The sequence below is a fragment of the Marivirga arenosa genome, from assembly GCF_030503895.2.
In the GTDB taxonomy this organism is placed as follows: Bacteria; Bacteroidota; Bacteroidia; order Cytophagales; family Cyclobacteriaceae; genus Marivirga; species Marivirga arenosa.
The window spans coordinates 2,179,590-2,194,398 of the sequence record NZ_CP129970.2 but is presented as its reverse complement, the minus strand read 5'-3'; the positions used below and the strand labels follow the sequence as shown (position 1 = coordinate 2,194,398).

Genomic DNA, 14,809 nt, shown 5'->3' with positions numbered 1-14,809 from the left:
ATATAAATATAACATCAACCTATTTTTTAAATTAAACTGTTAATCAATATGTCAACTATAAAAGAAAAAACATTAAGAGAGCTTCAAACAAAAGTTCACGATCTTGAAGATTTTATTGCTAAAAACGGTATAGGTTCAAGTTATTTATCGCGAGCTGAAAAAATTCAAAGAAACTTGAATATTGGATTGTTTATAGGCGGTGTTGCTCTAGTTGGTGGAATTATTGCCTACCAAATTCTCAAATCGGAAGATGAAGAATAAGTAAATAAAGTGTAAAATCTTATAAACCTAGTATTATCTATAAATGCTAGGTTTTTTTATTCCACAACATTTCAGAATTAAAATGAATCATCTATCATAATTATTTTTAATGATAGATATAACTTATTTTTATACAATGTATATTTACTATAAACATTAATTTATCATTTTTTTGGTCACCTTTGTTAACTAGGCATATGTTTTATTAGAATAAAAGATTTCTGATTAGCATAAAAACAAAGGATATGAATCAACAGTTAATCGCATTTCTCGCGTATTTATCTCCCTCACTTTTTGTAATAACAGCACTCACTTCCTGGTACCAAGCGGGTTTAAGACCTACAGCAGTAAAAAAACTAGGGATGATCTCATCTTTTTTTGGCATCTTAAGTTCTTTAATTCTTGCTTATGCGGTTTATCAACAAGACTTAATAGAAATCAGCACCTTTTCCATTTATGGTTTAGGGTTAAGCTTACGCTTGGATACTGTAAGTATGTTAATGTTCAGCATGATTGCCATCTTGAGCTTTGTGATCATGCGATACAGCTTAAACTACCTTGATGGTGACCACAGACAAGGCACATTTTTAGGAAGATTAGCTGCAACCATAGTATCTGTACAATTTTTAGTTTTATCAGGTAATCTTGCCGTTTTATTAGCTTCATGGATTTTGACCAGCTTATGCTTACATAGATTATTAGTATTCTATAAAAAGAGACCTGGGGCAATTATAGCGGCAAAAAAGAAATCAATAGTCGCCCGATTAGCAGATATTTCTTTATTAATAGGCTTTGTATTATTATATCAAATATTCGGTACAGGAAACTTAGAAATTATATTCCAAAATGTAAGAGAAGGAATATCACCATTATTGGCAACTGCAACAATATTTATAGCATTAGCAGCTTTATTAAAATCAGCTCAGTTTCCAACTCATGGCTGGTTATTAGAAGTGATGGAAACCCCTACTCCCGTTTCATCCTTATTGCACGCAGGATTATTAAACGCAGGACCGTTTTTGATAATCCGTTTAGCATTCATTATGGAAGCAACAAGTACCGCTTCAACCCTATTAATTATTCTAGGAGCGTTTACGGCTATTTACGGATCCGTAGTGTATTTAACTCAAACTTCAATCAAAACTGCACTTGGGTATTCCAGCATCGCACATATGGGCTTTAGTTTGATGGTTTGCGGATTAGGGGTATATCCTGCAGCAATGCTACATTTAATTGCACACTCTTTTTATAAAGCACATTCATTTTTATCATCAGGTTCAGTTATTGATTTAATAAGAGCCGCGAAAGTAACAGGTGCAAAAAGAATAGGAAATCCTTTTAAAATCATCTTAGGAATTCTTTTAGCAATTGCTATGTATTCAAGCTTTGCCTATTTATGGGGCGTAGATATTCAGAATGAATTTCAATTATTCGTAATAGGGGGCATTATTGTCTTAGGATTATCACGATTATTTAGTTTTGCTCTGGATTCAAATGCGAGCATTAAATTATGGTTCCAAGCTTTAGTATTATCAGCAGTCGTTGCTCTTGCATTTTTTAGTCTTGAATCAATATTTCATTTCTTTTTAATGGGTAATGTACCTGAATTAACAATACCCTCTCTATCAGAAGTCATCTTGATGTCCACCGTGTTAACTTTATTTGGCTTAGTGGTATTTATACAGATATTCTCTCCTATTCTAAATCAGAAATCTTCTTTTCAAGCATTGGCGGTCCACATTAGAAATGGATTATATATAAATGTAGTTTTTGATAGAATAGTTAGAGCACACTACCACAAGGAGGATTCCAATTCAAGAATAGTTTTAGAAGAAGCAGAAATCGGGAAATATATTCTTGACTCAAAAGAAAATAACAATGAAGAGCAAGAAGAAAGGCTTGCGTAAACTCTGATAAAAAGCAATTACAACCATAGGTTTTAAAAAGAAAGACATGGCTAATTTTTCACCGGATCAGTTAAGCAAAGAACAAGTAAAATTATTAGAGGTTATTAGAGCTGCTTGTAAAAAAATAGCTCCCGTATGGCCGCTAGAAAGATTTGTGGCGGTTAATCCATATTTGGGTTTTACTCACAGAACATTTGATAATGTTGCTCAAGAATTAGCTATTGCTGGTGATATTCAGATGACGCTCCCAAGCAGTTTTTATAAAGAAAAGCTAGAAATAGGTGAAATCAGCCTTGAAGATATTGAGCAGGTTTTAAAGCAGAAAAATAAAAATATTTCCGCTTCCAGCTTCTTAAACAGGCTTCAGGAGGATCAATATGAAATCCCTTCTGCTCCCACTGTCAATAAATTAGCTTCTGTTATTACCGATAAAGATTGGAGTAGATTTATGGTGGACAGAATTTCCAGCTGGGCTAGTACATATTTTGATAATGGACAAGCCTCTTGGAATACCGCCAATCGTGATTTAAATGTATTCGCCTCATGGAAATTGGATTCTGGAATTGATAAAAGTCCTGAATTAAGCGGTTTAAAACACTTCAGAAAAAACGTTAAAAGCCTTCCCGATAACCCAGTTAAAGTAATTGAATATGCACTTAATGAATTGGACATTCCCAAAGAAGGAATTGACCTATATCTACACAGTGTTTTACTAACAGTTGGTGGCTGGTCTGCCTATGCAGCCAGAATTGACTGGGATAATGAATTATACGGAGGGACTGATGGTGTATTAATTGAGTTTCTAGCCGTTTTAATGAGCTATGAATTATGTCTAAAAAAAAGCATTAATAATGCAAAATTGGAGGATGCCTGGAATGAAGCTTTAAAATTCTACCATCTTATTAATACAGAAAGTGAACTAGACCTTCATATCAATGATAAATTGATTTTACAGGAGGCCTTTGATGTTGCTAATCAAAGAAAATTAATCGACAAATTTGAAAAACACGAAAAGCTAAATGCTAAAAAAGAGCGGGCACTAGCTCAAGCTGTTTTTTGTATAGATGTTCGTTCTGAGGTCTTTAGAAGAAATTTAGAGGCCGCAAATTCAAAAATAGAAACCATAGGTTTTGCTGGTTTCTTTGCTTTCCCAATAAAATATAAGCCTATAGGTCATCAGGATGGAGAGGCACAATGCCCTGTTCTTTTACAAACCGGTCCTACGATTAAAGAAGAATTAAAGGATAAAGAGCAACATCAAAAAACATTAGAAAATAGAAAGCTAAAAAGACAGATTCACCAGATGTGGAAGTATTTCAAATCTGGAGCTGTTACTTGTTTTAGTTATGTAAGTCCAATGGGTTTATCTTACCTTCCAAAATTAATTACCGATTCATTTGGAATCACAAGACCTGTTCCTCATCCAGATGAAGTAGGTTTATCAAAATCTTCTATACAAAATAAGCGAGTAAGCTTGGTAGCAAAATCTGAAAATGGTGAAGATTTTGGCATTCCTGTTAAGGATCAAATAGAAATGGCCAAGAATGCACTTTCGGCTATGTCTTTATCGGAGGATTTCGGAAAGTTTGTTCTTATCACAGGACATGGAGCTAGTATGGTCAATAATCCTCATGCAACGGGTTATGATTGTGGCGCATGTGGTGGGCACAGTGGAGAATCAAATGCTAAAGTTGCAGCAGCAGTTCTAAACAATAAGGAAGTTCGAGAAGGATTAAATGAACAGGGGATCCAAATTCCTTTTGACACCACATTTTTAGCTTGTTTGCATGATACTACCACAGATGAGGTTAGCATTTTTAATGAGTATGATGTACCGCAATCACAGGCTGGCTTATTAAAAGAAGTAAAGAATGCCTTAAATAAAGCTGGAGAGGCAACTCGAATCGAAAGAGCTGTTCGATTTGCAGATCATAATTCCAAAGATCCTGACAAATCAATTTTTTATAGAAGTAAGGATTGGGCACAATTACGTCCTGAATGGGGATTAGCAGGCTGCTCGGCCTTTGTAGTAGCCCCACGAACGCATACCACTGGTCTTGACTTAGAAGGTAAATCTTTTCTGCACTCTTATGACTGGAAAAAGGATAAAAACTTTTCCATACTAGAGTTAATTATGACCGCCCCTATGGTAGTCACTAGTTGGATTAACCTCCAGTACTATGGTTCCACAGTGGATAACCTACATTTTGGCTCTGGAAACAAAACCTTGCATAATGTAACGGCTGGCGTTGGTGTTTTTGAAGGCTATGGCGGTGATTTAAGAGTAGGTTTACCTATACAATCCATTCATGATGGAGAAAACTTTCAGCATGAACCGCTTCGACTTAATGTTGTAATTGAAGCGCCCATTTTAGCTATCAATAACATATTGGAAAAACATGAATCGGTTAGAGATTTAGTAGATAACGGCTGGATTAAGTTACTCGCCATGAATGAGGGCAAAATCACCCACAGTTATAATGGCGCTCTGAACTGGGAAGAAATCGATAAAGCAGCTGCTTAAAAATTTTAGAAACGACATTTTAATAAGTATCCTGAATAATCTGATAATTTGAATTTTCATTAAACCAAGCTCTTAATTCAGTTAAAGCAGTTTCATAATTTTCCACCATTAAAGAGCCAAAATCATCTGTTGGAATTGGGAAATTTTGTATAGCAGGAGCTACGGCTTCCATGATGCGATAAGCACAGCTTATTTTCTTATTGCTTGAAGGATTGGCAGCACTACAATTTGTTGCATCATTTTGAATTTCCTTCACTAGAAAATCAAATGCCTCTTTATTACGTGTATAGGCCAATAATAATAGAGAAAGGTCATAAATCAATTGATTAATGTATATACAGATCTATTAGCATTTAGCCATTCTCTGGAAGTTTTCAAAGCCTCTTCATAATTTTCGGTATCTAAATCACCAGTCGCCTCATCAACAGCTACAGGGAAATCCTGAATAATAGGGGCAATCATCTCCAGAATACGATAAGCACAGGTGATCTTACGATTGCTGTCAGGATCTGGAGAAGAACAGTTTTGTTCATCACTATAAACGAGTTCTACCAGTACATCCACTGCTTCTTTCTGGCGGGTAAAGGCCAAAGAGGGATAAATTTCATACACTGCATCCTCGCTTTCGGGCAACTCACTGGCTTTACGCACTATGAAATTCAGAGCAGGTTCTTCTCCTAAACGTGCAAGTGCGATATGTGCCTGCCAGCGTTCCATCTGGCTAAGCTCATTAGACTGCGTTCGTAAATCATCAATAATGAGATCTATTGAGCTGTCTTCATTAATATAAGCCAGCGTCAGCACCAGCTCTTCATAATAAAAAGGTCTTGGATTAAGCTTTTGTATCAACAGCTTTCTCATATCCTCTGTATACATTTCCGCTTCGAAGGATCTCAGCCTGTCCGCCACAAAGCCTTGTATGCCATTATCTTCGTCATTAAGGCCCCGTAAAAATAACTCCATGCCTTGTTGTACAGTGACATCTGCAGTACTATCCTGGACACTATCAACAGCCAAACTTATCTGAAAAAGCAAATCATAGCTTTTCAAGCGAACGCTCCTGCTGCTGTCTTGCGTATAAGCCTGCAATGGTGTAATTACAGAAATCATAGCTTCATTTTCGTAGTTGCTCCAATCTATAGCTGAAGTACTTTCATTTTGCCTAGCATTAGTGATTTGTTGCTCAATGGATTGAGTGAGGTTTTGGGCTTGGGTGAGGGTGGTGGTAAAAAGTAGTATTAAGGTGATTTTATATTTCATATTAATTTATATTTCATTTTATCATATGGCTTTATTTTTTGATTAAGACATTAATCCCATTGCTGTAGTACTTAATTAATATCTTCACGATGCTTCAATGCTACCACAATTTTACAAAGTGATTAAAACAGATTGAGGTAAAAAAACACTATTCATCTTGTTTATCATCCTCCTTAATTTTTTTATTAATAAACTCTACCATCTCAGCAATTTCATCTAAATCACATCCAATGCACCCAAATGATTTTTTAGAATCATTTAGATGATGAAATACAATAAGAGTTCCTGCTGCTGTAACAAATTCAGTATAAACAGATTTCAGGTCTTTTAAAAATATTTCATTTATGTTCCCTGTAATAGGGTGGGTAATTCTCACTTTTATATCATTATATTCTATATCATTGAGACCACCTAAATATGAAATTATAGTTATGATAATTATAGTTAAGTACGAAATTATGAATAGCAAATAATTTTCAATTTCTCTAACATAAAAAACAAAAGCAAAAAGAATCGTTGTTATTAAACAAACATAAAATATTTTGTTAAAGAGTGTCCTATTAATTTTTTTCATGGAATTAAATCTATTATTGTATTTTTGATTGTGACAGAACTGTTTCCAAGTGCAATTGCTCTTAAAAATGTCCTTATTTGTGATTCGTTAACTGTTCCAATTTGAGCTAATCTATTATAAATTTTTTGAGCGTTTTCATAACTCCCACCTCTAATGTCTAAATAAATGGATAAAAGATCATATATCACGACACCCTCTGAACCCACAGTTGAAACCAAATAACCTTCAATAGGGTCATAAACTCTATTAGGGTCATAAATTTTATTATCTAATGCAATGTATTCATCATAATTCCCTTTAATAGAAGAAGCAGTTACGAATATGCTAGCTCCTGCCGCAAACCTAGATACCGTTATCCAAGCACTAGAACCACCACTTCCAGGGAAAAGAAGAACAGAAATCACAATAGAACTTCCTGATATAAACGCTTCTTTTATTACAGCAGACTTTCTGTTTTCAATTGCTTCCTTCAAGGCAATCTTGGCATCTAGCTTTCTTAAGAACTCTTCATGGGCTGCTTGCCAAAGATCATCTCTTATCGCATAATATACAAGGCTCGCTTCACCATGCTCAAATGTGTGATTTTTCCAGTAATTTCTAAAATCGCTTCTCAACTGCTCCTTTTGACTTGAACTTAGCTCAGACACTTCTTCGATACCTTTAGAATACATGTATTCCGACCAATGCATTAGGTAGAATTGCTTGAATTTTTCTATTTCTGAGGCAATTTGGGATTCAGTACCTGTAGCCTTTGCACTCCTAAAATCAATAAGAATTCCCGTGTCATTTTTAAACTTTTCGTAATCAAAAGTACCGTCTTCATATGATAAATAATTGCTATGCCTTGGATCAATATATTGCTGTGGCTCTCTATCATACCATGGATACTTATATTCTGACAATGGAATATCTACTAATGTGGTGAAATATCCACCTGATGATGATTTGGATTTGATTCTCAACTTCACTGGTAAATCATTTTGATGAATTTCACTACCATCATTAAAACTTCCATCCCACATAATAGTAATAATACCATCAGTAGAATTGATGACTCTCATATCCCAAATCTTCACCTCTCGAGAGATGGCATTATTGATGACTTCAATAGTAAATTCTACGTCCTGATTTTTATAAGCTTCCTCAATTTTTAGGTCAATTTCAAGTGGTATTGAATTAGGGGCAAAAACTAATTCATCTGCATTTTCTAATTCATACTCAGGGCAATTAGAGCAATCATAAGCCCCATCCGCATCATCCTGAAAAAGAGCCACCATAGCTTCTGGGTCCTGAATTAGATCCCACTGTGCCTTATGCAAAAAAGAACCCTCTGAATAATCCATCAAGTTGTCTGTGCTTCCAGAAGCATTTGCGTGATGTTCCAGCCTGAAAGCTCCGTGTCCCAATTCATGGGCTAACACATTTACCCACTGCTCTGCCGAAAGGTTTTTCATGTTTTCAGCAAATAGAAATCCACTTTGTCTCTTCCGTGGCATGAAAGCCTGCTTGGAGGACTCTTCCGTCTGCCCTGGTACTACAAAGAGGTAATAGGTTTTATTGTCTATGGTATTTTCATTACCGAACGCTCTTTTTACTCTACGCATGTGCGAAGTATAATTTGATAACATTCCGCTAACTCCGTTATCGAAAGTATCACCAAAGTCATATTGAACTCCGCTGTGCATACTTACCTCCCAGCGAGTAACCGCCTGTGCGTAAATATTATTAAGCTCCATTTGCAGATTGGAAAGCTTGCTGATATCAGCGCCATTTACTGGAATTACCACTACTTTCTCTACCAGTTCATTGTAGCTAACAGTATTTAAAATGCCAGTTACTACTTCTTGTTCTTCTTCATCCTCAGATTCCACCAACATGAAAGCTTCTATTCTGTCTTCCATTTGATGAGCTCCACCAGTAATGCTTAAGCTGTGGCGTGCCGTTTCAGCAGCATCGGTTTTAGTTACCATAAGAGTGTTGCTTCTATAACCAATATTTTCACCATTTTCCTCAGCCCCATCCCATGTGCTGCTAACTCGATCCATTCTGCCTGCTGCCAATGCTTTCCAACCAATGGAATAGCTGTTTTCCAATACTTCCTGCACCTGATACTGCGCATAGCCATAATTTGGTCTTGGTAAATCCAGACCATACTGCATTTGATCATCTGGTTCGAAGTGAACACTTATCAACTCTTCCTGTGCGATTGTTTCTTCCGGTGAATTTTTACTCCCACCACCTGAATCAGGCGAATGCGGCCCGCTTACATTCCCTTCATCATCCACTATATAGGTATTCCCACTTCCATCTTCAATTACAATATCCCCATCTTCATTTTCATCGGCTGTTTCAGGGTCTATTTCGGTTTCATTTCCTTCCTCATCAATTACAGTTATGGTGCCCGTGTCTTCATCCACTATTACCTCTTCAATATCACCTTCTATCTCAATATCTGGTTCTGGTAAATCATCAAAGCTATCTTCTTCATCCTCATTTCCGCTGTCTCCCTCTCCACTTTCATCTAAACCAGGTTCATCCTGATCTAAATCTATGATAAAGGCATTAGGGTTGTAAATACTTTCTATATCCCCTGCAATAAGCTGCTTATCCGTATTAACTTTGATATTTAGAAGATTAGCTTCTATTCTGGCGCTATTGAATAAAGGTACCTCTATTAATCCCAGCCCAGTATAGGTATCGCCCATCTGGTTCAGTTCTGTAATCACTACCTCAAAGCCTGCAGCAGTGATTCGGTCTCCTATTTGAAGCTGGGCAATCACCTCTTGGTTTTCTATGGTTGGAAGATTTGGATCCGCCCCGCACTCAAAATCTACTTCCTCTGCTTCCAGTGTTCTTAAGCTAATGGTGTTTTCAATCGCTCCTTCTATAGCTCCACAGCTTGGCAGCACCCGCATTTCGTATTCTGTATTGGCATTTAGATCATAAATGACTTGAGTTTCAAGGTTTGTACCATAATTGAACCAGTCTTCAGTTCCCTTTTCCCTAATCTGAGCAATATAGCGCATATGATTCCATTCGCCTTCCCAGCTCATTTTAATGCGATCAGTTCCCAAAGCTTCTGCTCCCAAATTAGTAATTGGTAAACAGGCATCCCCGTATTGAAAAGCTTTCACTTCGCTTTTCCCCTGATTCTTAAAAAGGTCGCGACCCGTTAGATTAACCGCCTGCACCTGCCATGCGTAGCTTCTCCCCGGTATGAGCATCACATCATTCAAGCCATAGAAATAGCTTGTGTTCATCACTGTTTTTTCAACTAGCGGTTGAGTAGTTCTGGCTACTTCATTGGGATTTCTACCCTCAGGCCATATTTCCCATATTCTTAATTTGTATTCAGTTTCAAAAGCACTATTGGGAGAAGCAGTATGTCTTGGTGTCCATTGAAATTGTATTTGCTGAGGGTCTTGTAAACGAAGTTTATCCTCAAAAGGTAAGTTCAATAAAGGTGGATCATTCAAAACTATCCAGGCCATAGAAGTGCCTACATTACTGACTCTATTTCCTCTTTGAAAATCGAGTACTTCGATTCTGAACTGATAGAAGCCTTCAGGTAATTTCTGCGTAGAAGCCAGCTGCGCTCTGTTAATGCCGCTCACTTCCATATTATTAAGATTTAAATATTGGCTGAGTAAGGTGGCATCTACTTGATAGGGTATTCCTGGTTCTAATCGGATTCCGCCCGTACTGAAGCCCTGTCGGGTTCTCAATCTAATTCCAGCTCCTTCAATGGTAATTCTTAGTTTTGCCTGATAATCAGTCTGAGTAAAATCACGCAGCAACAGCTGAATATTCCATTTATTTAAGGAAGCATCACTATAATCTGATAAATACAAACTATAAGGAGGCACTAAATTGGAAGTGACCTGCACAGGATTTGCAGATACTTGGGCCTGAGTTTGAGTAGCGCCAAAAAAACTTAACAAACAGATGAATGAAAGAATTGCTAATGTTCTACAAGTATAGCTGTTTTTAAAGCCATAGCAGGAAATCCGCCAAAGCGTTTTAAACAATATGTTGTGTTCTGGTCTCAATGTATAATTGCTTTCTTTAGTTCTTTTTTATTTAATTAGGCACGAGCTAAGAAGCTCGCGCCAGCTCGTATTAGCTAAGAAGATCGCGCCAGCTTGTATTAGCTAAAAAGCTCGGGCCAACCTGTATTAGCAAAAAGGCTCGCTCTATCCTGTTTTAACTAAGAAGTTCGTGCTAGCCGATATTAGATCCAAGCTGTATTGGGCTCATATATTCTTGTCAATTTGTTTTAGTATTTAATTTCATTTTATTCTTAAAAATTTTCATTCTGGTGCGAGCTTCTTGTTCGCTGGTGCGAGTTTCTTAGCTAGTACCCACTACAAAAAAGATATTTCTAATAAACCCTTACCTCCACTATAATCAATTGCACTACTGTACCTCCAATCTTTTGCCTCTTCTACAAAACCTGCTTTCACAGGATTCATATGTATATAATTTAATTTTTGATCCATTACTTCTGAACTCCATAATTCAATAGGATGATTATGCTGTTGCCAGAATTGTCTCTTCTTAAAGTTAGAGTTCTTTGCAGCAGCCCTTTCCATCATCCACAACATCCATTCTTTTCTACTTTCAGCAGTATTTTCAGCTATCAGTTTTTGTAAGCTATTCGAGGTGTACTGTTTAAATGATTTTAATAGTTCACCCGGATTATTATTTAATGCCCTAAATATTAAATGCAGATGATTCGTCATGATGCAGTAGGCGAAAATCTCCATTCCTTTTTCTTTTACGCAAAATTTCAAACTCTTTATAACCTCATTAAAATAAATTTCCCGAATGAATACATCAATCCAATTGACAGTTGCAAAACTGACAAAGTAGAGGCCTTCATTATTAAGGAATTTATATTTCCTACTCATTTTTTAACACTATTTTTTATTTCAAGCACGAGCTAAGAAGCTCGCGCTAGCACTGTAATTCAAGCCAGCCCTGAAACGCTGGTACGGGCTTCTTAGCTTGTACTATTAACCACACTCCCCTGAAACGCTGGTGCGAGCTTCCCAGCTCGTACTCGATTCAAAACTGATAACTATAAGTCAATGTCCCATTATATTCAGCACTTACTGAATTATTATTTAAATCATTACCAACTGATTTTCTATTGATAAAGGCATTAGTAAAACTAAAATTGTGCCTTTCTTTCAAACTGTAAGTAGCACTAAGTCGTGCATTGAAAATGGTGTTTTGTAAATTACTATTACTGTAACTGTTGTTAAATGCGGTGGAAATACTCAATCTTAATTGCTTTTCCATCAATGATTTACTGGCTGACAAAACTGGCCCAAGGGTGATATTTTGCATTTCGAGCGACTCTTGCAAACTGACATTCATAGATGCAGAAAGATTAAGTTCCAAAGGCTTCCATTGGTTTACATATCCAAAATTCCCATTATAAAACATTGAGCCCACATTCTGCCCTTCCCCACCTTGTTCATCTGTAGTTTGTTGAGCCGATAAATTTGCAGTTAAAGAAGCTGTTTTTTCTTCTGTTGCTTTTAGAAGATAATTTGCATTGAAATTCAGGTTTTGGGAAATCTGAGTGAAATTCAAGGTGTCAGTCGGCTGCACCAAAGGATTAGGATTATTAATATCTTCAAATTGTGATCGGATATTCGTATAAGTCTGAAAATTTGAATAGCTGGTACTTAGCGATAATTTTTCTGATGCCGTATAATTTAGATTCACTGCCCCTACCCATCGCATCATCTGATTCACTTTTTGATCTTCTAGATTATCTCTTTGAACCCCTAGATTAGTACTTATGCTGAGCTTTCCTTTAAATAATTGAGTTGCACCATTTACGGTATAGTTTTCTAAATCACTATTAAAATAATAAGCCCCATGGGTTTTGTACTCCGGATCTACTCTCTCATAACCCAAACCAATCGTATAGCCATTTCCTCCATAATTCAGGTTGGACTTAAAGGCGTGATAATAGGAAGTTGAAAGACGATGCGTAAATAATTCGTTACTTGTAGGAAAAGGGGCAAATATTTCCCTATTGGAACTTTCAGATTGAACATTTCTACTGAGCGCAGACTGAGCATATTCAAAAGATAAAGCAAGTCTGCTAAATAAAGTCGTACTCCCATTTAAACCAATTACCATGTTTTCCTCGGGCAATACTTCCGAATCTTCAGGGATAAACTCCAAGGAATTAGGATCATCTTCAGATTTAAATAAAATCAAATTTAGCTGATAGCCTTCTCCTTGATACCCTACATTAGTTCCATATCCAAAACGTTTGTACATAGGTTCATTTCCTGCTGCGGTATCAACAGGAATCGCTTTTTGTAAACGACCGGCCATAGCACTCACACTCCATGGTCCATCAGGTCTAAGTTCTACCCCTCCACCCAAAAACAAATGTCCACTTAAGGTATAAGGACTAAAGCTCATACTGGTGTAGCCAGCATGAAGCGTAATCCACTTATACGTTGGGCTTAATCCGTATTGATTAAAGGGCTGCTGGAAGCCAAACTGCTGATTTGAAAAGTTGAAAGTCAAAGGAATACTCAGACCGTAAATGGAGAAGTTCAAGTTCCCATTCAAAAAATAATTGTAGGGATCTCTTCTTTGTTCACCGCCAAAGGAAGTATTGAAAAGTTGGGAAACAGAAACGCCACCATTTACTTTGATAGCCTCTCCTTTTCCTATTTGGGAAAGATCCTGCGACTTCAATTGAAAAACAGAAATAGCGAGTATTAATATCGTGATATGGTACTTATTCTTTAGTAGCATATATTAAGAATTCTACCCTTCTGTTTTTAGCTCTGTTGGCTTCGTTATTATTCTCTACTAAAGGCTCAGTTGCACCCTTTCCATCATAACTTAAACGTACTGCCTCTATGCCAATACTTTCTAAATAATCTCTAACACCCTTTGCTCTTTTTTCTGAAATCTCCTGATTAGCCTCTTCCGTTCCTATATTATCCGTATGCCCTGTAATTTTCAATTTCAGTGCCGGATTAGCTTCTAACATTACTGCTATATCATCTAAATATGATTTAGCCTCTTTATTAAGCGTGGTTTCATTAAATCCATAATTGAAATTCTTTCTTAATTCAAATGAGAAGTCTCTGCTAACAGATGTCTTATACTCCTTTTCAATCACTTTAACTGGTTGGTCCTGGAAATTATCTTCTTCAAATTTCCTAGTTGTTCCGAGTTCAAACTCATCAGTAACCTCTGGCTCATCCTTAACAAAGTTTAATCTCTTAAATATGCTCACTGAAAATTCTGTTGATGCCATTTGTGCTTCATTTTCAAGATGAAGATCAACTGCAAAGCCTACTGAAAAATTTTGTTGTTGAATTTGAGTTCCTAAACTTATTCTATCGCCCTCAAAATATCTTGCAAATACATCTAAGCTACCAGCCGTAAAAGGATCAAATGAACTTTTGTCTTCAAATTGGTAGCTCCACCTTGGCCCTAGACCCCAGAAAACATCCTCCATACTTCTATGTGCCAAGCCTTCGATATAGAAATTGTGATGATTCAGTTTAAAAAACTGAAACCCTCCGAAAGCACTTAAACGCATAGGCACTACATCATCACCTTCTATAAAGGTTCTATTAGGTTGATTAAGATTGAAGGCTGAAATACCAAAATAATTCCTTCTGATTCCTGCCTCATCCTGATCATACCAAAATAAGCCAGTGCCTATCGAAAAATAGGTTTGTTGTTGGGTTTGAAATTCTTCTCCTAATGAAGCGGTTTCATCAAAGCCCTGATTATTCATCCATTGGCTTCCTGTTGTAAAACTAGCTGAATTGAATCCCGATTGATTTACTCCCAATTCTGCTCCTAAGCTCAAGAAATTATTTGGTAAAATTTCAAGATTATAAGCAAAAGCAGGTTTTATGCTATAAAAACTATAGGGTAATCCTTCGGCAACTTTTTCATTTTGAGCTAGTAAACTAAATCCACCCCATCTCTTAGCTTTCGATTGATTTAAAAGTGCATATTGAAATTGTAATTGTGTACTATTAATGCTCATCCCATTATTATAGCGTTGAATTCTATAAATGGCATTAGCTCCAATTAGATTTTGCGAAGCTGATACAGCAGGATTTAAGGCAATTTCTCCATTGCCATAATTTGAAAATTGGGTGTTCTGTGCTAAAATATTGTTTGTACCTAAAAGAAATAAGCCAATAATGAACACTAAGCTTAATTTGCTTGAATTAGATAATTTCTTAATCAGGGGATTTTTGTAATAATTTCTCATGT

10 protein-coding genes are annotated in these 14,809 nt (G+C 36.4%); 3 read left to right on the top strand and 7 right to left on the bottom strand.

Annotated features, from left to right (window positions below):
• Positions 1–48: 48 nt before the first annotated feature.
• The 3 genes from QYS48_RS09630 (at position 49) to QYS48_RS09620 (ending at position 4,692) form a co-directional block, all read left to right on the top strand.
• Entirely contained in the window at positions 49–261 is a 213-nt protein-coding gene (locus QYS48_RS09630) for a hypothetical protein (RefSeq protein ID WP_302102145.1), read from the top strand.
• Between the two features lie 245 nt (positions 262–506).
• Positions 507–2,168: a proton-conducting transporter membrane subunit gene (locus QYS48_RS09625; protein WP_308355722.1), complete on the top strand. Its 1,662-nt coding sequence runs from the start codon at positions 507–509 to the stop codon at positions 2,166–2,168.
• Between the two features lie 46 nt (positions 2,169–2,214).
• Positions 2,215–4,692 carry a DUF2309 domain-containing protein gene (locus tag QYS48_RS09620; RefSeq protein WP_308355721.1) on the top strand — a complete coding sequence of 826 codons (2,478 nt, stop codon included), beginning with the start codon at positions 2,215–2,217 and terminating at the stop codon, positions 4,690–4,692.
• A gap of 19 nt (positions 4,693–4,711) precedes the next feature.
• Here QYS48_RS09620 and QYS48_RS09615 read toward each other — a convergent pair whose 3' ends face one another.
• The 7 genes from QYS48_RS09615 to QYS48_RS09585 all read right to left on the bottom strand — a co-directional run bounded on the left by QYS48_RS09615 (position 4,712) and on the right by QYS48_RS09585 (position 14,807).
• The gene (locus tag QYS48_RS09615) at positions 4,712–5,014 is read right to left on the bottom strand and encodes a hypothetical protein (protein ID WP_302102148.1); all 303 of its coding nucleotides are present in this window, start codon (positions 5,012–5,014) and stop codon (positions 4,712–4,714) included.
• Positions 5,011–5,952 (bottom strand): hypothetical protein, encoded by a 942-nt coding sequence (locus QYS48_RS09610; protein ID WP_308355720.1) that lies wholly within the window; start codon positions 5,950–5,952, stop codon positions 5,011–5,013. The genes QYS48_RS09615 and QYS48_RS09610 overlap by 4 nt, the downstream gene beginning before the upstream one ends.
• A 148-nt stretch (positions 5,953–6,100) precedes the next feature.
• Complete coding sequence (locus QYS48_RS09605) at positions 6,101–6,526, bottom strand: hypothetical protein (protein WP_308355719.1); 426 nt, start codon at positions 6,524–6,526, stop codon at positions 6,101–6,103.
• Positions 6,523–10,467 (bottom strand): fibronectin type III domain-containing protein, encoded by a 3,945-nt coding sequence (locus tag QYS48_RS09600; protein ID WP_308355718.1) that lies wholly within the window; start codon positions 10,465–10,467, stop codon positions 6,523–6,525. The genes QYS48_RS09605 and QYS48_RS09600 overlap by 4 nt, the downstream gene beginning before the upstream one ends.
• Positions 10,468–10,890: 423 nt before the next feature.
• On the bottom strand, positions 10,891–11,436 hold the full coding sequence (locus QYS48_RS09595) for a transposase (RefSeq protein ID WP_308355717.1): 546 nt from the start codon (positions 11,434–11,436) through the stop codon (positions 10,891–10,893).
• A gap of 157 nt (positions 11,437–11,593) precedes the next feature.
• Complete coding sequence (locus QYS48_RS09590) at positions 11,594–13,318, bottom strand: hypothetical protein (RefSeq protein WP_308355716.1); 1,725 nt, start codon at positions 13,316–13,318, stop codon at positions 11,594–11,596.
• Positions 13,302–14,807, bottom strand: a complete 1,506-nt coding sequence (locus tag QYS48_RS09585; protein WP_308355715.1) for a PorP/SprF family type IX secretion system membrane protein — start codon at positions 14,805–14,807, stop codon at positions 13,302–13,304. The genes QYS48_RS09590 and QYS48_RS09585 overlap by 17 nt, the downstream gene beginning before the upstream one ends.
• Positions 14,808–14,809: the final 2 nt, after the last annotated feature.

Bases quoted from the DNA above. Each gene is read 5' to 3' on its own strand.
- QYS48_RS09605 (WP_308355719.1), bottom strand. From the start codon at position 6,526: ATGAAAAAAATTAATAGGACACTCTTTAACAAAATATTTTATGTTTGT.
- QYS48_RS09595 (WP_308355717.1), bottom strand. From the start codon at position 11,436: ATGAGTAGGAAATATAAATTCCTTAATAATGAAGGCCTCTACTTTGTC.
- QYS48_RS09610 (WP_308355720.1), bottom strand. From the start codon at position 5,952: ATGAAATATAAAATCACCTTAATACTACTTTTTACCACCACCCTCACC.
- QYS48_RS09590 (WP_308355716.1), bottom strand. From the start codon at position 13,318: ATGCTACTAAAGAATAAGTACCATATCACGATATTAATACTCGCTATT.
- QYS48_RS09630 (WP_302102145.1), top strand. From the start codon at position 49: ATGTCAACTATAAAAGAAAAAACATTAAGAGAGCTTCAAACAAAAGTT.
- QYS48_RS09625 (WP_308355722.1), top strand. From the start codon at position 507: ATGAATCAACAGTTAATCGCATTTCTCGCGTATTTATCTCCCTCACTT.
- QYS48_RS09620 (WP_308355721.1), top strand. From the start codon at position 2,215: ATGGCTAATTTTTCACCGGATCAGTTAAGCAAAGAACAAGTAAAATTA.
- QYS48_RS09585 (WP_308355715.1), bottom strand. From the start codon at position 14,807: ATGAGAAATTATTACAAAAATCCCCTGATTAAGAAATTATCTAATTCA.